Source organism: Roseibium sp. JB4-4 (genome assembly GCF_055693425.1).
The window spans coordinates 740421-759378 of record NZ_CM146333.1; the positions used below are offsets into that span (position 1 = coordinate 740421).

General features: G+C 53.5%; 17 protein-coding genes. 8 read left to right on the forward strand and 9 right to left on the reverse strand.

Features of this window, described 5'->3' with window-relative positions:
* The first annotated feature begins 114 nt into the window (after nt 1-114).
* Complete coding sequence (locus ACZ1HV_RS03410; RefSeq protein WP_472717319.1) at nt 115-966, forward strand: GNAT family N-acetyltransferase; 852 nt, start codon at nt 115-117, stop codon at nt 964-966.
* A 27-nt stretch (nt 967-993) separates the two neighbouring features.
* Here ACZ1HV_RS03410 and lhpI read toward each other — a convergent pair whose 3' ends face one another.
* From lhpI to ACZ1HV_RS03445, 7 genes are all read right to left on the reverse strand, one after another.
* Nucleotides 994-1938: a bifunctional Delta(1)-pyrroline-2-carboxylate/Delta(1)-piperideine-2-carboxylate reductase gene (gene lhpI, locus ACZ1HV_RS03415; RefSeq protein ID WP_472717320.1), complete on the reverse strand. Its 945-nt coding sequence runs from the start codon at nt 1936-1938 to the stop codon at nt 994-996.
* A gap of 99 nt (nt 1939-2037) precedes the next feature.
* Nucleotides 2038-3141 (reverse strand): calcium:cation antiporter, encoded by a 1104-nt coding sequence (locus ACZ1HV_RS03420; protein WP_298965187.1) that lies wholly within the window; start codon nt 3139-3141, stop codon nt 2038-2040.
* A 141-nt stretch (nt 3142-3282) separates the two neighbouring features.
* Nucleotides 3283-4062: an ABC transporter ATP-binding protein gene (locus ACZ1HV_RS03425; protein ID WP_298820768.1), complete on the reverse strand. Its 780-nt coding sequence runs from the start codon at nt 4060-4062 to the stop codon at nt 3283-3285.
* On the reverse strand, nt 4059-4814 hold the full coding sequence (locus ACZ1HV_RS03430) for an ABC transporter ATP-binding protein (RefSeq protein WP_298820770.1): 756 nt from the start codon (nt 4812-4814) through the stop codon (nt 4059-4061). The genes ACZ1HV_RS03425 and ACZ1HV_RS03430 overlap by 4 nt, the downstream gene beginning before the upstream one ends.
* A gap of 11 nt (nt 4815-4825) precedes the next feature.
* A complete protein-coding gene (locus ACZ1HV_RS03435; protein ID WP_298820772.1) occupies nt 4826-6034 on the reverse strand; it encodes a branched-chain amino acid ABC transporter permease in 1209 nt (402 codons plus the stop codon).
* Nucleotides 6035-6037: 3 nt separating this feature from the next.
* A complete protein-coding gene (locus ACZ1HV_RS03440) occupies nt 6038-7069 on the reverse strand; it encodes a branched-chain amino acid ABC transporter permease (RefSeq protein ID WP_298820774.1) in 1032 nt (343 codons plus the stop codon).
* A 106-nt stretch (nt 7070-7175) separates the two neighbouring features.
* A complete protein-coding gene (locus ACZ1HV_RS03445; protein ID WP_298820777.1) occupies nt 7176-8531 on the reverse strand; it encodes a substrate-binding protein in 1356 nt (451 codons plus the stop codon).
* A gap of 489 nt (nt 8532-9020) precedes the next feature.
* On the opposite strand from ACZ1HV_RS03445, the gene ACZ1HV_RS03450 reads away from it, so the two are divergent.
* The 6 genes from ACZ1HV_RS03450 to ACZ1HV_RS03475 all read left to right on the forward strand — a co-directional run bounded on the left by ACZ1HV_RS03450 (nt 9021) and on the right by ACZ1HV_RS03475 (nt 15200).
* Entirely contained in the window at nt 9021-9629 is a 609-nt protein-coding gene (locus ACZ1HV_RS03450) for a pyridoxamine 5'-phosphate oxidase family protein (protein ID WP_472717321.1), read from the forward strand.
* Nucleotides 9630-9692: 63 nt separating this feature from the next.
* On the forward strand, nt 9693-10037 hold the full coding sequence (locus tag ACZ1HV_RS03455; RefSeq protein WP_472717322.1) for a DUF2306 domain-containing protein: 345 nt from the start codon (nt 9693-9695) through the stop codon (nt 10035-10037).
* 74 nt (nt 10038-10111) lie between these two features.
* Nucleotides 10112-12154: a M3 family metallopeptidase gene (locus ACZ1HV_RS03460; protein ID WP_472717323.1), complete on the forward strand. Its 2043-nt coding sequence runs from the start codon at nt 10112-10114 to the stop codon at nt 12152-12154.
* A 51-nt stretch (nt 12155-12205) separates the two neighbouring features.
* On the forward strand, nt 12206-12625 hold the full coding sequence (locus ACZ1HV_RS03465; RefSeq protein ID WP_472717324.1) for a DUF423 domain-containing protein: 420 nt from the start codon (nt 12206-12208) through the stop codon (nt 12623-12625).
* Nucleotides 12626-12681: 56 nt separating this feature from the next.
* Complete coding sequence (locus ACZ1HV_RS03470) at nt 12682-14115, forward strand: cytochrome P450 (protein WP_472717325.1); 1434 nt, start codon at nt 12682-12684, stop codon at nt 14113-14115.
* A complete protein-coding gene (locus ACZ1HV_RS03475; protein ID WP_472717326.1) occupies nt 14112-15200 on the forward strand; it encodes a lysophospholipid acyltransferase family protein in 1089 nt (362 codons plus the stop codon). The genes ACZ1HV_RS03470 and ACZ1HV_RS03475 overlap by 4 nt, the downstream gene beginning before the upstream one ends.
* Here ACZ1HV_RS03475 and fghA read toward each other — a convergent pair.
* Nucleotides 15197-16024 (reverse strand): S-formylglutathione hydrolase, encoded by an 828-nt coding sequence (gene fghA, locus ACZ1HV_RS03480; RefSeq protein WP_472717327.1) that lies wholly within the window; start codon nt 16022-16024, stop codon nt 15197-15199. The two genes, ACZ1HV_RS03475 and fghA, sit on opposite strands and share 4 nt — an antisense overlap.
* Nucleotides 16025-16193: 169 nt before the next feature.
* Complete coding sequence (locus ACZ1HV_RS03485; RefSeq protein WP_298820792.1) at nt 16194-17306, reverse strand: S-(hydroxymethyl)glutathione dehydrogenase/class III alcohol dehydrogenase; 1113 nt, start codon at nt 17304-17306, stop codon at nt 16194-16196.
* Between the two features lie 390 nt (nt 17307-17696).
* Between ACZ1HV_RS03485 and ACZ1HV_RS03490 the strand changes: the two genes are divergently transcribed.
* On the forward strand, nt 17697-18950 hold the full coding sequence (locus ACZ1HV_RS03490; RefSeq protein ID WP_298820794.1) for a sarcosine oxidase subunit beta family protein: 1254 nt from the start codon (nt 17697-17699) through the stop codon (nt 18948-18950).
* Nucleotides 18951-18958: the final 8 nt, after the last annotated feature.

Below are 18958 nucleotides of genomic sequence, written 5' to 3' on the forward strand. Positions count from 1 at the left end.
TGGGTGCAAAAGCAGTTTTCATTTTTCCATTTCAATTGTTGACCTGATGATTTTCATTCAAACCGAGTCATTCTAGGTTGTGACAAATCACAAATAAGGACATCCGGATTTTCCATGACCACTGAACTCCAAGTCCGCCAATTGACCGAAAACGAGATCCAAATCCCCCTCACAATGGCCATGGAGGAAGGCTGGAACCCTGGCTTGGAAGACGGACCGGCGTTCTTTTCCGCAGACCCGACTGGCTATTTCGTTGGCGAAATCGACGGCAAGCTCGTCAACGTTATCTCCGGCGTTCGATACGGAACCGGGTATGGTTTTATTGGCCTTTACATTTGCAAACGTGAATTCAGGACAAAAGGCTACGGCCATCAAATCTGGCATCATGCAGTGTCATATCTGGGTGCCCGCGTAATAGGGCTTGATGCTGTCAATGAACAGACCGCAAGCTACGCAGAACACGGGTTCAAATCCATCTACCGGAACATCCGCCAAATAGGGACATCCACTTGTGACACTCCCATGGATCCGCGTATTGCACCTCTCGGTCGTGGTGTTTTTTCATCGATCCGGGACTACGACCAACGCTTTTTTCCGGCCGAACGCGAAGACTTTCTGAAGCGCTGGACAGATCCCATGAGCGAGACTCGAATAGGTTTCGCTTTTGTGGAAGACGGTATCGTGATGGGCTATGGCGTTATCCGTCAATGCCACGAAGGCTTCAAAATCGGTCCTCTGTTCGCTGATACACCGGAGATTGCGGACACTTTGTTCAGGGCTCTGGCAGGCCAGGTTAAAGGACAACTCGTCATACTGGATACGCCCGAACCGAATGCTGCTGCTCTTCTGCTCGCGGAAAAATACGAGTTGTCTCCAGAATTCGAAACCTTTCGGATGTATCGGGGAAAAGCGCCGGAGCTGCCATTGGACCAAATGTTCGGAATAACCACCTTCGAACTTGGCTAATAGTCTCTTGGAGCATTGAGCCCGAACTCAGTGCTCGACATTTCGATAGGCAAGCATGGCGCCGGCCAAATCTTCCAATGCCGCGCCAACCGATTTGAACATCGTGATCGCGTCGTCTGATTGCCGACCCGGATGATCGGTTCTACAAAGATCATAAAGATCCGCACGAATGTCATCACGCGATATCAGTCCGGCCTTGAGCGGTTGGACAATGTCGCCACCTTCAGTCAAACACCCGTCCCTTGTGTCGACAAAAATTTCCGCTCTTTTGATTAGATCGTCATCGCTTTCCCGCATGGTTGGCTTGAAAGCCCCGACCAGATCAACATGCGCGCCGGGTTTCAGGGCCTTTCCCTTTATCAAGGGTTCTGAAGAAAGGGTTGCCGCACTGATGATATCAGCCTGCCCAAGCGCTTCAGTCAGACTATCTGCTGCGTTTATCCTGATGGGAAAGGTTGATTGCAGTTCCGTTGCAAGCTCACTCGCTTTCGCCTTCGAGCGCCCCCAGATCGTAACTTCCTCTATCGAGCGGATGGCCATGTGAGCTGCGATCAAATTGGGAACAAGCCGTCCCGTCCCAAGCAAAAGCAGGTGACGTGCGTCTGAACGTGCCAGATAGCGCGCTGCCAACGCGGAAGCAGCCGCCGTTCGACGCGCGGTGAGCTCACCACCATCGATCAGGGCCAGCATTTCACCCGTCCCTGCATCGGAAAGCAGATACTGTGCGGAAACCGCAGGCAGCGACCGCTCGGAGTTACCCGGAACAACGGTCGCGACTTTCACCCCTGCATATTTGCCCGGCAGCCAGGCTGGCATCAGCAAGAGAGTCGCATCAGGCTCACCCGGTATTTCCATGTCGTGATGATGCCTGGTCGGCATCTTGCACCCGGTTCGAAAAATCTCTGCAAGGGCGTCTATCAAATCCGGAAATGGAAGCGCATCACGCGTCTGGTCTTCGTTCAGCAGCAGCATCTGTTGTCAATCAATAGTGTGGTTAATACCTAGAGGAACAAAACATATTCGCCGACCCGGACCAAGAACTATCTTTTCAAAGACAAAAGCAGAATACTCTCACGATAAATCGAAGATCATCATCACATATGCTGCAAAGAGCGCAAGATGAACCGCCCCGAGTAGATAGTTGGTGGTTCGACTGCCGAATGTCAGCAAGCTGACGAACAGTGTCAGTGAGAGGAGTACGATTTCGGCCGACTCCAGGCCGAGCTCGACGGTGTGACCAGTGTAGTAGCCGACAAAAAGAACCGCGGGGACAGTCAGTCCGATGGTCGCCACAGCAGAGCCGAGACAGATATTGACTGCTCTTTGCAGCATGTTCTCTTTTGCCGCCTGTAGTGCACTTAGGCCTTCCGGCATCAACACGAGGGCAGCAACAATAAATCCGCTCAGCGCGATTGGTGCACCAAGGCCGTCAATCCCGAATTCGACATAGAGCGCCAGCTTCTTGGACAGCAAGATAATCGGCAGCAAAGCCCCTAGAAGACCGACGATATGAAACGGCATCGAGCGAACCACGATCCCATGATGGCCGTGATCACCATCCTCTAATGCGTCCGGTTGACGAAAAATGTCGCTGTGAGTGACGGTCTGGATCGCCAGAAACACGCCATACAACATCAATGACATGACCACCTCAAACCCTGCCTGGAGCGGAGAAAGCTCGCCGCCCGGAGCCGAGTGCGTAAAGCGTGGCAGGACAAGCGCAAATATGGCAAGTGGAACAAGAACCGACAAAAACGCCTTCGCGCCTTCAAGATTGTAGGACTGGTTCTTGTGTTGCAATCCGCCCACCAGAAGGCAAATCCCTATCAATCCGTTCATAACGATCATCACGACCGAGAACATTGTGTCTCGAGCCATGGTCGGCGCCGCATCGCCCGACAACATGATCGCGACGATAAGGGCCACCTCAATGCCGATAACAGCCAGGGTCAGTATGAGTGTTCCGTAGGGCTCTCCCAGCAACGTGGCAAGGCATTCGGCATGCCGTACAACAGAAAACGCGCACCACATGACCACGACAAAGATCAGAGCCAGCAGCAACAGCGACGGACCAACGCCGATGTCGTCGGGTTTCAAGAAACCTCCCAGATACGCAAATGCAGCAAAAAGGAGAAACCCGGCCAGACTTGGCATTTCGGACTTCAGCAAGGTCACGCCCCCGGGACCAGAGATTGGAAACAGCAGTCGACTATAGGCTGCTCGCAATGTCAGCTGCAATACGCAAGGCCGAGTGGCTAATCTTCATACAAAAAAACCGGCGCAAAGCGCCGGTTTGGCAGTTCGATGATGTTGCCATTAAATGGCGAGGTATTCCTGTCGCAGTTCTGCGTTGTCGAGCACTTCCTGTGCAGACCCGTCGAACACCACTTCGCCCATATCAAGAATGACGGCACGGTCTGCAAGGTGAAGAGCCGCAATTGCGTTTTGCTCGACGATAATGGTCGTCATGCCAAGCTCTTTCACGCCCTCCAGGATCCGCTCAATCTCCTGAACGATCACCGGCGCCAACCCTTCGTAAGGTTCATCAAGAAGCAGCAACTTGATGTCCCGGGCAAGAATACGGGCCACAGCAAGCATTTGCTGCTCACCGCCCGACATTGTTACGGCCTCCTGCGACCGCCGCTCGGCCAGACGCGGGAAGTGTTCGTAAATGCGCTCGATAGACCAACCTTTGGGTTCGGCGATCTGGGACAGTTCCAGATTTTCCTGAACGGTCAAACCGGGAATGATGCGCCGATCTTCCGGCACAAGCCCGACACCACAACGTGCTGCCTCAAAGCTTTTCATTTCGTGCAGCGGTTTATGATCGAGCCAAACCTCGCCATGGGTCAGTTGTGGATCGTCCATGCGGGCAATTGTCCGCAGTGTAGACGTTTTTCCGGCACCGTTGCGGCCGAGAAGCGCCAGGATCTCGCCTTCGCGGACATCAAACCCCACACCTTGCACGATGTAGCTCTCACCGTAATAGGCGTGCAAGTCCCACGCAGAGAAATATGCCGGTGCAGCACCTGTCGCCTTCTTGGGCTTGATGCCAGGCGCTTGTTTTCCGGCAAACTGATCGTCAAGTAGGGTCACAGATGCGCTCCTCCGAGATAGGCTTCCTGAACGCGCGGATCGCCCTTGATGTCTTCTGGCTTGCCTTCAGCAATAATAGTGCCCTGAGCAAGTACAGTTACCTTTTCTGCGAGCGAAAACACAACGTGCATGTCGTGCTCGATCACTACCTTGGTGATGCCGCGGTCGCCGATGCGTTTGAGAAGATCAATGGTGTTGTTGGTGTCTGCGCGTGACATACCCGCTGTCGGCTCGTCAAGCAGAAGTAGCTTTGGATCCTGGGAAAGACACATCGCCAATTCCAGGCGGCGTTTGTCACCGCGTGACAACGAACTCGCAGTCACTGCCCTTTTGTCTTCAAGGCCGACATCTTCAAGCATGTGCATCGCCCTGTCATGAATTTCCGCGTCCTGATCGACGCGGGCGAATGCATGAAGGGCAAATTCGCCGTCGCGCTTTGCCAGCGCCGGGATCATGATGTTTTCAAGCAAAGTCAGATCATCGAAAATTTCCGGCGTCTGAAAAACACGTGAAACTCCGATCTGATTGATTTCGTGAGGCTTCATACCGGTTAGTGATATGTCGCCGAACATCACGGTTCCGGTGTCCGGGGCCAGCCGGCCAATCATACAGTTCAGAAAGGTCGACTTGCCGGCTCCATTCGGGCCGATAATGGCGTGAACCGTCCCTTCTTCAACAGAGAAGTTCACATTGTTGAGGGCCCGCAGTCCGCCGAACGACTTGTTCACACCCTCGACGCGTAGGATTTCCATATCAGTTCACCTTATTCTGCAGGGGCTGCGGATGCCTGAGGCGCAGACTTGTCTTGGGAAGGCGGCTTGCGCCGCTTGAAAAGACGTCCGATCCGCTCCATGCCTTCCATGATGCCACCCGGCAGAAAAATCACGATCAGCATGAACATGATGCCGAGGGTCAGGTGCCAGCCCTTACCAATGAACGGATGGATGATGAACACCAGAGCATCTGCCAGTCCGTCCGGCAACGCTGCAAACCAGTCATAGAGGATGTTGTCGTTGATCTTGGAGAAGATGTTTTCACAATACTTGATGAAACCGGCTCCAAGTACGGGCCCGATCAGGGTACCTGCGCCTCCCAGGATCGTCATAAGTACAACTTCACCCGAGGCCGTCCATTGCATGCGTTCTGCGCCTGCGAGTGGATCCATCGCGACCATCAAACCGCCGGCCAATCCTGCATACATGCCTGAAATCACGAACGCTGCCAGAGTGTAAGGCTTGCTGTTCAAACCGGTGAAATTCATCCGTTGTTGGTTGGACTTCACCGCTCGCAGCATCATGCCAAACGGAGAACGGAAGATCCGGATTGCGATGTAGAAGGCAATCATCATGACCACGGCGCACAGGTAATAACCAGCGTTGAATGTGAAGAGCCATCCACCCATCGACATTTCGAAGCTTTCCCGCATCGGCATACCGAAAAAGTTCGCAGGCGGAATAGAGCCGTCGACCTGACTGACGCCAATGACCCGGGGGTCGTCCAGCGCCAGCTGGAGGCCGGTTTCGCCGTTCGTAATCGGCGTCAACACGGAATAAGCCAACGAGAACGACATCTGCGCGAATGCCAGCGTCAAGATCGAGAAATAGATCCCTGAACGCCGAAGCGAGATGTAACCAACCAGCAAAGAGAACAGACCGGCAAAGACAACCGACATGAAGATTGCCGGAATGACGTTCATCGTGAGCAGTTTCATCATCCACACACCAGCATAAGAGCCGACGCCGAGGAATGCTGCATGGCCAAAGCTGAGATAGCCGGTCAGACCGAAGAGAATGTTGAAGCCGATTGCGAAGATCCCGAAGATCAGGAAACGCTGCATCAGATCCGGATACCCGGCATTAAATTGGGCCAGTTCCGAGTTCTCTGGAAACGGGTTCAGCAAGAAAGGTGCAAAAACCACGAGAGCCAGGACAAGCAGGAACATGTAGGTGTCTTTTTTATTCAATCCCAACATGACTTAGCTCTCCATGACGCCTTTGCGCCCCATCAGACCGCGAGGACGGGTCAGAAGGATTACGATGGCGACGAGATAGATGATGATCTGGTTGATGCCTGGCAGCAGCGCGACGACCTGAGCCATTGACGCAAAGCTCTCCAGAATGCCGAGGAGGAAACCAGCCAGAACAGCGCCAGGCAGCGACCCCATGCCTCCGACAACAACCACGACAAAACTCAGGACCAGGAAGTCCATGCCCATGTGGTAGTTGGGCGAATTGATCGGGGCGTACATGACGCCCGCAAGGCCGGCGACAACCGCAGCCAGCGCAAACATGAAAGTAAAGCGCTTATCGATATTGATCCCCAGAAGGCCAACTGTCTGACGGTCTGCCATCCCTGCCCTGACAACCATTCCGAACGTCGTGAACTGCAAAAAGGCAAAAACAGCACTGATGATACCGGCAGCGAAGAGGAAATAGACGATCCGCCAATAGGGATAAATGATCAGATTGGGATCGAGGCCGAGCAAGACACCGAAGTCGAAGCTGCCAGAAAAGGCGTCTGGAGCCGGAGTTGGGATCGGGTTTGCGCCATAGAAATACTTGATGATTTCCTGAAGAACGATCGCAAGACCGAAGGTCACGAGGATCTGGTCAGCGTGCGGACGTTTGTAGAAATACTTGATCAGCCCCCGTTCCATGAACAGCCCGACCAGTGCCATGATCGGTATGGAGAAGAGGATTGCCAGTGGTACCGACCAGTCAATGATGGCAGCCCCGGTTTCGGGTCCGAACCAGGTTTCGACGTAGGGCGTTTCCACTTTCAGCGGATTACCGAGAAAATCGGTTCTTTCCGGATCGATGGTCGTGAACGAAAGGCTCAGCAGACGGTTGAGTGTGACAGCACAGAAGGCCCCGATCATGAAAAGGGCACCATGCGCAAAATTGACCACGCCAAGTGTGCCGAAAATCAGTGTCAGCCCCAGCGCAATCAGCGCATAGGCAGAGCCTTTGTCGAGCCCGTTCAGAATTTGAAGAAGTATCGCGTCCATCGCTCTTCGCTCGGATCCTAAGCGCGTGTGGACCTGCCCCCAACCGCGCGGTGTTTAAAGGATCAGGCAGGGCGGTTCACCGCCCTGCCTGTCAGTTTTAGGTGTATTAAGCGCCCGGGTTACAAGTGCCGAGAGCACCGCCCGCGAACTGCGGATGATCAGGTGCGTAAGTGACCTGCTCAACCGGAGTAACTTCGACGATTTCAAGAAGGTCGAACTCTGAAGTTGGGTTTTCCTTACCCTTCACGACGAGAACGTCTTTGAAGCACTGATGGTCTTCTGCACGGTAAAGAGTTTTACCGTTTCCAAGGCCGTCGAACTCAAAGCCTTCCAGAGCTTCGACAACGCCGCAAGGATTGAACGTTCCAGCACGCTCACATGCATCGGCATAAAGAATCGCCTGCACGTAAGTCGTGTGTGCTGCCTGGCTTGGTGGGAAGCCGTATTTCTGGCCGAAGGATTTAACGAACGCCTTGGAGCCTTCATCCTGAAGTGACCAGTGCCAGTTTGTGGAACCGAAGATCCCTTTAACGTTCGCGCCCGCGCCTTTAGCCATCAGACGTGAATACAACGGAACGATGATTTCAAAGTTCTTTCCGTTGACGAGTTTGTCGCGAAGGCCGAACTGAACCGCGTTGGTCAGCGAGTTCACCATGTTGCCGCCGTAGTGGTTCAACACGAGCACGTCAGCATCGGACTGAAGAACCGGAGTGATGTAGGCGGAGAAATCGGTCGCAGCCAATGGTGTTTTGACGGTTTCAACCGTTTCCCAACCCAGAGCTTCGGTCGATTCTTTCACGGCCTGTTCTGTGGTGTAACCCCAGTTATAGTCAGCCGTCAGGTGATAGGCCTTACGGTCAGCGCCATAGGCATTCTTCAACACCGGAGCCAGTGCCGCGCCGGACATGTAGGAGTTGAAGAAGTGGCGGAAACCGTTTGCCCGCTTGTCCTTACCCGTCGTGTCGTTCGAGTGGGTCAGGCCAGCCATGAAAATAACACCAGCTTCCTGACACAGTGCCTGAACGGCAACGGCCACGCCGGAAGAGGACCCACCCGTAATCATGATGGCGCCGTCTTTTTCGATCATTGATTTCGCCGACGCGCGAGCAGCATCAGACTTGGTCTGCGTGTCCCCGGTGACGAATTCCACCTTTTTGCCAAGAATACCATTGCCTTTAAGAGCCTTGGACGAGAACGTGGACAGCATTCCGCCATCACCTTCACCGTTCAGATGCTCGACGGCCAACTGATAGGCCCGCAGTTCATCCGCGCCCTCATCTGCATATGGGCCGGTCTGCGGGACGTTGAAACCAAGTGTGACAGTTGAACCGGTCGGCTCGTTCAGATAGCCGGCGGACCAAGCCCTGCTTGTAAAAATGGTCGGGGTTGCCAACGCAGCACCACCCAATGCGCCTGCGCGCAGGATAGAACGGCGGTTAAGCGGTTTACGAATAAAACTCATACTTTCCTCCCAGAAAGGCACGGCGCACCCACCTCGGATACGCCTGCGAATAGCTGTACAGCGGCAAGCAATCCTGGCCCGTTCCCCGTCCGGAGTTCCGGATCCTCTGCGCCAAAACTGCAAGCTGTGGCAACTGTAGAAAAGTCCAATACCGGTCAGCAATACGACTATCGACGCGTGCCCATCAGTTAAGTCATTAGACTTTCGAAGTATTCGCGGAAAAGTACTGGAAAGCACCACTAAATATATCGCACTGCAGCATCGTTTTCACCTAGCAAACCCAGCGGTTTTCTAAAGAACTATATGGCACCGCAATATTACTTTGACGTAATGGTCAATCTCTTTATCTACTCAATCAGTTAGACCAAAGTTTTAGATGCAAAACCAAGTTCAGGACTGACAACAGGCATTTGACGGAAAAGGCACTCAATCGATAAGGTTCGCACGCACACCGCATTTTTCGAATCTACCTATCTGGACACCCTCAAGATGACCCTTCTGACGTCTCTGGACGCGCTTCACGAGCACTATGGAACCGTGGGAGAAGCATCAACTATCAAAGAAATCGATCACCTAAGTCCGGCCTACCGACAGATCATCGAAGCCTCGCCCTTTTGCGCCCTGACCACCTGTGGTCCTGAAGGCCTGGATTGTTCACCGCGCGGAGATGAAGGAAGTGTTGTTCGGGTCGAGAATGAGAAAACACTGCATTTGCCTGACCGCCGCGGCAACAATCGCATCGATTCCCTTCGCAATATCATACGCGACCCCCGGATCTCGCTGATGTTCATGATACCCGGTTGGAACAATGTACTTCGCGTAAACGGACAGGCCGCCATCTCGGTTGAAGCCACCCTTTTGGCTTCCTTTGAAAAGGCGAACAAACAACCGCGGTCGGTGATTGTTGTGACCATCGAAACGGTTTATTTCCAGTGTGCACGGGCCATTATGCGTGCGGATCTTTGGAACCCTGATGTCAGCATTCCCAAAGATCAGTTGCCTACTCCGGGCCAGATCATGCAGGAGATCAGGCACTCATTCGATGGCACGAAATACGATGCAGAGTGGCCTGTGCGAGCGTCACGAAGCATGTGGTAAGTCCTGTTCACGCTGAACATCCCTCCCATTCTGGATGCAGGTTGGCTCATTGGATGTTATGCATTGGCTACAAATGCTGCCTTTGCTATCGGCACTGTCCAAACTTGCGCGCCCAAGCTCACACTGCGTCCCAAACAGCTTGGCCATCTGTGGTGCGCGCTCATGCATTGGACGGCTCTTTCAGGCTTTCTTATCTATGACATTCGTCTACGGGGATCCTTCAGTCCCATTCATTTGCTATCTGTACCGGCACTAGTTGGACTTTACGTTGGCGTCACAGAGGCTCGGCGCAAGGAAGTTGCCCGGCATAGAAAGCCCGTGATTGTTCTCTATTCGGGCGCTCTTCTGGTCGCTGGCGTCTTTGCCATGCTGCCGGGACGACTGATGCATCAGCTTCTATTCCTCTGATAAACACTTGGAAGGTTGCATTTTCTGCGCCATATCTCGATCAGGCCACACCAATTGCCCCTTTGAGGAAATCAATGACCGATAACCCGCTGATTGCCGATTGGAACACTCCATTCAAACTGCCGCCTTTCGGTGACATCAAGCCCGAACATTTCAAAGAGGCCTTCGATCACGCAATGGCGCAAGCGACAATCGAAGTCAAAACGATTGCCGATCAGGAGGCGCCTCCGACATTCGAAAATACGATTGTTGCTCTGGAACAGGCCGGCAAGGACCTCACAAGGGTTGCTCAGACGTTTTTCAACCTCACCGGTGCACACACAAACAAAGACATTCAGGCCATCGAACGCGACGTTGCTCCAAAGCTTGCCAAACACAGCTCTGAAACCCTTTTGAACGCTAAGCTTTACAATCGAATCGCCTTACTTTGGGATCAGCGGACAACACTTGACCTGAATGCCGAAGACGCGAGAGTTCTGGAACGTTATCGAACGATGTTCCAGAGAGCCGGTGCCGGACTGGATGAACCCGGCAAGGAGCGTATGGCCGAAATCTCTCAACGGTTGGCGACACTGGGAACCGGGTTCTCTCAAAATGTTCTCAAAGACGAAACTGATTTTCAACTCGTCCTGGAGAGCGAGGAAGACAGAGCAGGCTTACCTGACTTTCTGTTGAACGCAGCTGCAGAAGCGGCAAAGGAAAGAAGCCTCGACGGCAAGCACGTCATCACGCTTTCCCGCTCTTCAATCGAACCGTTCTTGCAGTTTTCAACCAACAGACGCCTTCGTGAAGAGGCTTTCAAAGGATGGACGTCACGCGGAGAGAACGGTGGTCAGACCGACAACCGGGACATCATCAAGGAAACGCTTGCATTGAGGGCGGAAAAAGCCCGCATGCTGGGCTACGAAAACTTTGCAGCCTTCAAACTGGATGACACGATGGCAAAGACACCGGAAAATGTCCGTGAGTTGCTGACGAAGGTCTGGGAACCAGCTGTTTCGCAGGCACGCGAAGAGGAAGCAAAGCTGGCCGAAATGGCGCGAAGCACGGGCAACAATCACGAAATAGAAGCATGGGACTGGCGCTTTTATACCGAGAAGGTGCGCAAAGCCGAGCACGACCTCGATGAGGCGATTCTAAAACCATATCTGCAACTGGAAAACATGATCCAGGCAGCTTTCGCGACCGCGGAACGATTGTTCGGCCTTTCCTTCAGGGAGCTGTCAGGACTGCCGGTCTATCATCCTGACGTCAGAGTGTTTGAAGTGTTGGATCGCAACGGCAAGCATGCGGGATTGTTTCTTGGTGACTATTTTGCGCGTCCTACGAAACGATCCGGTGCCTGGATGAGCGCGTTCCGCAAGCAACAAAAGCTCGGTGGCGACATTGCGCCCATCATCGTCAACGTCATGAATTTTTCCAAAGGTGCGGCGGATGAGGCATCTCTGCTCACCTTTGACGATGCCAGAACACTTTTCCACGAATTCGGCCATGCCCTTCACGGCCTGCTGTCCGATGTCACCTACCCGATGATTTCCGGAACCAGCGTCGCGCGAGATTTTGTCGAATTGCCGTCGCAACTCTACGAGCACTGGTTGTCCGAGCCCGAAATCTTGTCGAAATACGCAGTCCATTACAAAACCGGTGAAGCAATGCCGAAGGACCTTCTCGACAAACTATTGGCAGCTTCAAATTTCAACCAAGGCTTTGCGACAGTTGAATATACCGCATCTGCGCTGATGGACCTTGAACTCCATCTCGTTGAAGACCCAAAGGATGTCGAAACCTCGTCCTTCGAAGCCGACGGGCTTGCAAAAATCGGCATGCCAAGAGCGATAACGATGCGGCACCGCATTCCGCATTTCCAACACGTCTTCTCGGGAGATGGATACTCGGCAGGCTACTACAGCTACATGTGGTCTGAGGTCATGGACGCGGACGCATTCGACGCTTTTAAGGAGACGGGAGATATTTTTGATCCGGAAGTCTCGCGGAAGCTTCTGTCGTTCATCTATTCCTCGGGCGGCAAACAAGACCCTGCCGATGCTTATGTTGCCTTCAGGGGCCGGACACCCAAAATAGACGCCCTTTTGGAAAAACGTGGATTCGCAGCTTGACCGACAACACACACATATCCTCGCACTGTATTCAGTTTGGCTGCTGACAACATGAGGGAACGATCACTCTTCCGGGATGGAGGCCCAACAAAGTTTTTGTTACGGTTGTGTCTGGTCTTCAGTGGAATTGCAGGTGGCTTGGGCGTCGCGTGTCTGGCTTTGGCCGCGCACGCCGAAGCCGTGTCCATGCCGGCTAAATCCAGTCTTCTGCAGACAGCAGCACAGATGCTCCTTGCACATGCCCCCATCATTCTTGGCGCTGGCATATTGACGCAGATCAGGAGAGCACCGCTGCTACCCTTAGCAGTGGCGCTCATGGCCATCGGTCTCTCGTTGTTCTGCGGAGACCTTGTATTGCGTGTTTTCATGGAACAAAAATTGTTTCACATGGCAGCACCAATCGGCGGTATGTCACTCCTCTTCGGTTGGCTTGTGCTTGCGCTCAGCGCTTTACGTGTTCAGCCCAACTGATTAAAAGCCTCAAGTTAAGTTATTGCACTTTAGATGACTGAAACCGGGACTGTTTTGTGACCGCCACTGCTCAATTGACTGCCCAACAAAAGGCTGCCCCTTCCAACAAGGCAACGCAGGCCGAAGACTTTGTTCCGCCCTACCCGCTCCGTTTCGAAAAAATGCCGCCGGTCTGGAAACTTATTGGCATGGCCAAGCGGAATTTCCTCTCGATCTGGGGCGTTGAAGACTTTCAAGGGAGGCTGCGAAGCAAAAAGATTTTCACAAGAGAGTTGGTCGTGTGCAATAGGCCTGACGTCGTCAGGGAAGCGTTTCAAAGCAATCACGAAGTCTTGCAGCGCAAGAGCCCGCAGATGCGACACGCTCTTGAGCCTCTTCTCGGCGATGGCCTTTTCATCAGCGATACCGAAACCTGGAAGAAACGCCGAAAAATCGTGGCACCCATCATACACGGGTCCCGCGTCAAAGGTTTCGCGCCGATCATGATCGACACGATCACGGAAAAGTCCGACGAATGGAAAAAAGCCGGTGACGGCGCGCAAATCGACGCTCTCGCCGATATGGCGCATCTCACGGCTGAAATCATTTGCAGGACCATATTCGGACGTCAGCTCGGCAAGAGTTATGCATCCGAGGTTGTTCAAGGATTTTCGGATTATCAGCGGCACATCGATCAGATTGATCTTTTCTCATTGTTCGGGCTCCCCGAATGGCTTCCGCGGCGGCGCGGGCGGGCGATCAAAAAGCCGATCGAACGCATCATGTCCGTGTTGGACGAAATCATCGACAGTTACGAAGCTTTGAAGGAAAAAGGAGAAACTTCCGTCATCGGCGGCCTGTTGGAAGCGCGTGACGACGATGGAAAACCGCTAAGCCGGGACGCCATTCGCAGTGAAGCTGCCGTGATATTCATGGCGGGACACGAGACGACGGCAAACACACTGGCCTGGGCCTGGTATCTGCTCTCCCAATGTCCTTCTGTGCAAGACAAGCTGCATAAGGAACTCGACACTGTTCTTGCTGGCCGCACGCCGACATTTCAGGATGTTTCAAGCCTTCCCTATACCAAGGCCGTGATCGAGGAGACGCTGCGTCTTTATCCGCCGGTTCCAATCCTTGCCCGCGAAGCAATGGCCGACACGAGCATTGGCGGCAAGCCTATTCCAAAGGGTTCTCTGGTCATGGTTGTTCCTTGGCTCATGCATCGGAGCCCTGTTCTCTGGTCGAAACCGGATGTGTTTGATCCTGACAGGTTCATTGATCCGAAAGCCAAGAAGCCTAACAAATACGGCTACGTGCCCTTCAGCATCGGACCGAGGATCTGCGCAGGCCTTCAGTTTGGGATGACCGAAGCCATTTTGAGCCTTGCGATTTTGGCTCAGCACTTTTCGCTGAGCCTTCAGGAAGGTGTCGACGTTCAGCCCGTTGCAAGGCTGACACTTCGCCCTGGTGAAAACCTGCCCATGACGCTGCATCCGCGATCGTCATGATGAAGCCCGTCCGGCTGGAAGACATTCCATTTTCGGAAACGCTTGGCAAGGAACCGGAAGCACCACGATTTGGCGACGTTGCGGCCGCTAGAGCGGATTTGCGGTCCACCGCAAGGCTCTACTGGTTCCGGCATACCTTTGACGGCTGTCTCAACAATGCTTTTCACGCATGTCTCAAGCATTGTCCGCCGGGCTTTGTTTCTCGCTTTGGGCAGTCGCTCGTTCCATTGTCTCGCTGGGTCTATCGACACAAAATCTTTTCACAACGAATTGCGCGGAATTTCTCGGCTCTGACCGATGGACGGTGGACCAATGACGGGCAACGGCAAGTTGGCTTGAAACGCTGGTGGATCAATATTGGCAGAACGATCTCTGAATTTTGCATTGTCAATAAGTTATGGAAAAACTCTCGCATTCAGGTTGAAGGAGTGGAAAATCTCGAAGCCGCCCGTTCTCATGGCGGACCATTGATCTTCACATCGGTGCACCTTTCGACCTGGGAAGCCGTCTTTGCTGCAATCCATGAGGGTCTGTCCGGACCAAGCATCGGACCATTTCAGCCCGAGCCCAACCGCTTTAAAAACAAGATCGTTCACGCAATCCGCAAGGAACGCAATCAATACCTGTTTCCGCCAGGTCAACGAAGCGCGTACCGTCTGCACAGATTGATGGGAAGCGGCCTGTTCTCCATGACAATCTTCATCGATGAGGTGCGCGAGAACCAGATTCATCTGCCGTTTTTTGGTCGCAAGCCACCCGAAAAGGGCAATGCCGTCGTTGCAACAAAGATCGCCAATTCCTGTGGCGGAACCATCGTACCGGTCTACCTGACAAGGTTAGGCCCTGCCCGCTTTAAATTGGTCATACTGCCGCCGATCGAACGGATCGGAACTGAAGAAGCCTACGACATTCGAAGCACAGTCCAAGCTCTCAACGACATCTTCGAACCCATTGTGCTGGAGAACATCGAAGAATGGTACATGTTGGGAGAACTCAGACTGCCAAAGTCATTTGAGCGCACACCATTTGCGCAAGAGCTTGCAAAAGGAAATGCCGAAAGGCACAAAACCAGCCGTTTGACCTAGCTGGTCAGCCTTTCGGCATGCCAAGCCACGTGATCCCGTGCAAATGTCGACACGAAATAATACGAGTGATCGTAGCCGGCCTGAAGGCGATACTGATGTGCCGTTTTGGTTTCCACCAAGGCTTTGACCAACGCATCCGGTTTCAAAAGGTCGAAGAACTGGTCCTCCCCACCTTGATCGATCAGAACATCACTGTTCCAACCGGTGTCTTTGAGCAGTAAGGTTGCGTCGTGCGCAGCCCAGAGACTTTCATCAGAGCCAAGATATGCGTCCAACTGCTTGCGCCCCCATTCTGATTGCGTCGGATTTGCAATCGGTGAGAATGCTGAAACGGACTGGAAGTGACCTGGGTATTTCATTGCCAGTGTGAGAGCCCCGTGTCCGCCCATGGAATGCCCGGTGATCCCATGGTGTACCGAAATCCCGAATTGCTCGGTGACCAGGTCCCGTAATTCGCTCGCCACATATTTTTCCATCTGGAAATGCGGGCTCCAGGGCGTTTCGCTTGCGTTTACATAAAAGCCGGCCCCCTGCCCCAGATCGTAAGCATCGTCGTTTGCGATATCATCGCCACGTGGGCTGGTATCAGGAAAAACAATCGCCAGACCAAATTCGGCAGCATGCGCCTGCAGGCCAGCCTTGGTCATTGCATTTTCATGGGTGCAGGTCAGACCGGAGAGATACCAAAGACAGGGTACAGGACCTCTTTCAGCTTGAGGTGGCATGTAGACAGCAAATGTCATATCGCAGCCAGTGGCTTCGGACGTGTGGCTGTAAACGCCCTGCACACCGCCAAATGACTTGTTTTCAGAGATGGTTTTCATCGAGACACTTAAATCCGTACTTGTTCCTTCTACCTGGCAGAAGGCAACGGTCACACATCTTGCGTAGAGCAAGCAGCTGTTGGCATTGCAGAGACAGGTCTCCGTGTTTCCGTCGGCTGCTCACTCCAGGAAACGTTTGCGCCAACACCCGCTTTCAGTTTTTCGTGGATCAATAGATCACGACTGAACGAATAGATTCCCCTGCATGCATCAGGTCAAAGCCCTTGTTGATGTCGTCAAGCGGCATTGTGTGCGTGATCATTGGATCGATTTCGATTTTTCCGTCCATGTACCAATCAACGATCTTCGGAACATCGGTTCGCCCGCGAGCACCGCCAAACGCGGTTCCCTTCCAAACACGGCCTGTGACCAGTTGGAACGGACGGGTTGATATTTCAGCCCCCGCCGGAGCCACCCCGATGATAATGCTTTCGCCCCAGCCTTTGTGCGCAGCTTCCAGCGCCGTTCGCATGACCTGCACGTTGCCTGTTGCATCGAATGTATAATCCGCACCACCCTTGGTGAGATTGACGAGATAAGGAACAAGATCTTCTTCGACCTCGCTCGGATTAACGAAATCGGTCATTCCGAATCGTTCCGCCATTTCCTTTTTCTCAGCGTTCAGATCGACACCGACAATCTGATCGGCACCCGCAAGGCGAAGACCTTGAATGACATTTAGACCGATGCCACCCAGACCGAACACAATTGCTCGTGAGCCTATTTCCACCTTTGCCGTGTTGATGACCGCGCCGATACCGGTCGTGACACCGCAGCCGATATAGCAAACCTTGTCGAATGGTGCGTCAGGGCGGATTTTCGCAAGCGCGATCTCTGGCACAACCGTGTAGTTAGCGAATGTGGACGTGCCCATATAGTGAAGGATCGGATCACCATCGAGCGTCTTGAAGCGAGACGAGCCGTCAGGCATGAGGCCCTGCCCCTGTGTAGAACGAATTGCCTGACAAAGATTGGTTTTCGGATTGAGGCAGTATTCGCAACTCCGGCACTCGGGCGTATAAAGCGGGATCACATGATCACCCGGTTTCAAGGTGGTCACACCAGGCCCGACCTCGACAACGACGCCAGCCCCTTCATGGCCCAAGATGGCAGGAAACAAGCCTTCCGGATCAGCGCCTGACAGCGTGAACTCGTCCGTGTGGCAAATACCGGTGGCTTTCACTTCAACCAACACTTCGAAGGCGCGCGGTCCCTCCAGATTCACAGTTGTGACTTCAAGAGGTTTACCGGCCCCAACGGCGACTGCTGCGCGAACTTCCATGAATGGCACTCCCTAACTTCAATAATTTGAAGCGAGAGTTACCTTCCAAGGCCCCAATTGCAAGGACCGATGCGGCATCAGATGTTTTGATTGCGCATCAACAGTCAGAAAAACGATTATGGAAAGCGATAGAGACTTGGGCTTTAAGGCAAGAAACTTGAAGGTTTTTGCGCACCGCTCGCAATTGCTTACAAGGCATGCGACACCTATGTCGCTTTCTGACAAGCTTGCGACCGAAACCTTATACGCAAGTGAGAGCGCAATCGCGAATATGCCCCTCAACGGGTGGGTCGAGCCGATTTGGGCTTTGCGACCCTTAAGCGTTTGAAACAATGGGCTGGTATCTGCCTGAACAGGCATGTCGGCCGCAACGTGCGGAGCCGCTGTTTTATGAAGCGTTATTCCTTCCTGGAATTGGCAAAGAACGCCTTTTCCGCGCATCAGAACTGGGGCCGGCAGTGGCGCAATCCGGAACCCAAATCCGAATATGACGTCGTCATTGTCGGAGCTGGTGGACATGGTCTTGCAACTGCGTACTACCTGGCCAAGGAACATGGTGTTCGCAACATCGCAGTTGTCGAAAAAGGCTGGCTTGGTGGCGGAAATACCGGTCGTAACACCACAATCGTGCGTTCCAACTATCTGTGGGAAGAAAGCGCCGGTCTCTATAACCATGCAATTGACCTATGGCAGGGTTTGTCGCAGGAACTGAACTACAACGTGATGTATTCAGCCCGCGGCGTCATGATGCTGGCACACACGGTTCACGATGTGCAGGTCTCCCAAAGACACATTCATGCAAACCGGTTGGCCGGTGTCCAAAATGAATGGCTGTCGCCCGAAGCTGCCAAGGAATACTGCCCGCCTCTCAATATATCCAAAAACATCCGCTATCCGGTGATGGGTGCGGCGCTTCAGCGGGTTGGCGGCACCGCCCGGCACGATGCCGTTGCCTGGGGCTATGCACGCGGTGCGGATGCACTTGGTGTCGACATCCTTCAGAACTGCGCAGTAACCGGTATTCGACGTGACCAAAACGGTGCGGTTGAAGGCGTGGAAACAGCAAAGGGATTTATCAAAGCCAAGAAAGTTGGCGTCGTCGCGGCAGGGCACACATCGGTTGTCATGGAAATGGCAGGCGTTCGACTTCCGCTCGAATCCTACCCCCTACAGGCCCTGGTCTCTGAACCGGTAAAGCCGGCTTTCCCGTGCGTTGTAATGTCCAACACCATCCATGCGTATATATCTCAGTCAGACAAGGGAGAGCTCGTGATCGGCGCCGGAACCGATCAATTCATTTCCTATTCGCAGACGGGCGGTATCCACATAAGCAATCATACGATCGACGCGATCTGCGAACTGTTTCCGCACTTCAGGCGTATGCGCATGCTCCGGAATTGGGGCGGTATTGTTGATGTCACGCCCGACCGTTCCCCAATTCTGTCCAAGACACCAGTTCCCGGGCTTTATGTGAACTGCGGCTGGGGCACCGGCGGCTTCAAGGCAACGCCCGGCTCAGGGCATGTCTTTGCGCACACCATTGCCAAGGACGAGCCGCATCCGATCAACGCGGCCTTCACGATTGACCGTTTCCGTACCGGCCGCCTGATTGACGAGGCGGCTGCGGCTGCCGTGGCGCACTAAGGGGATTT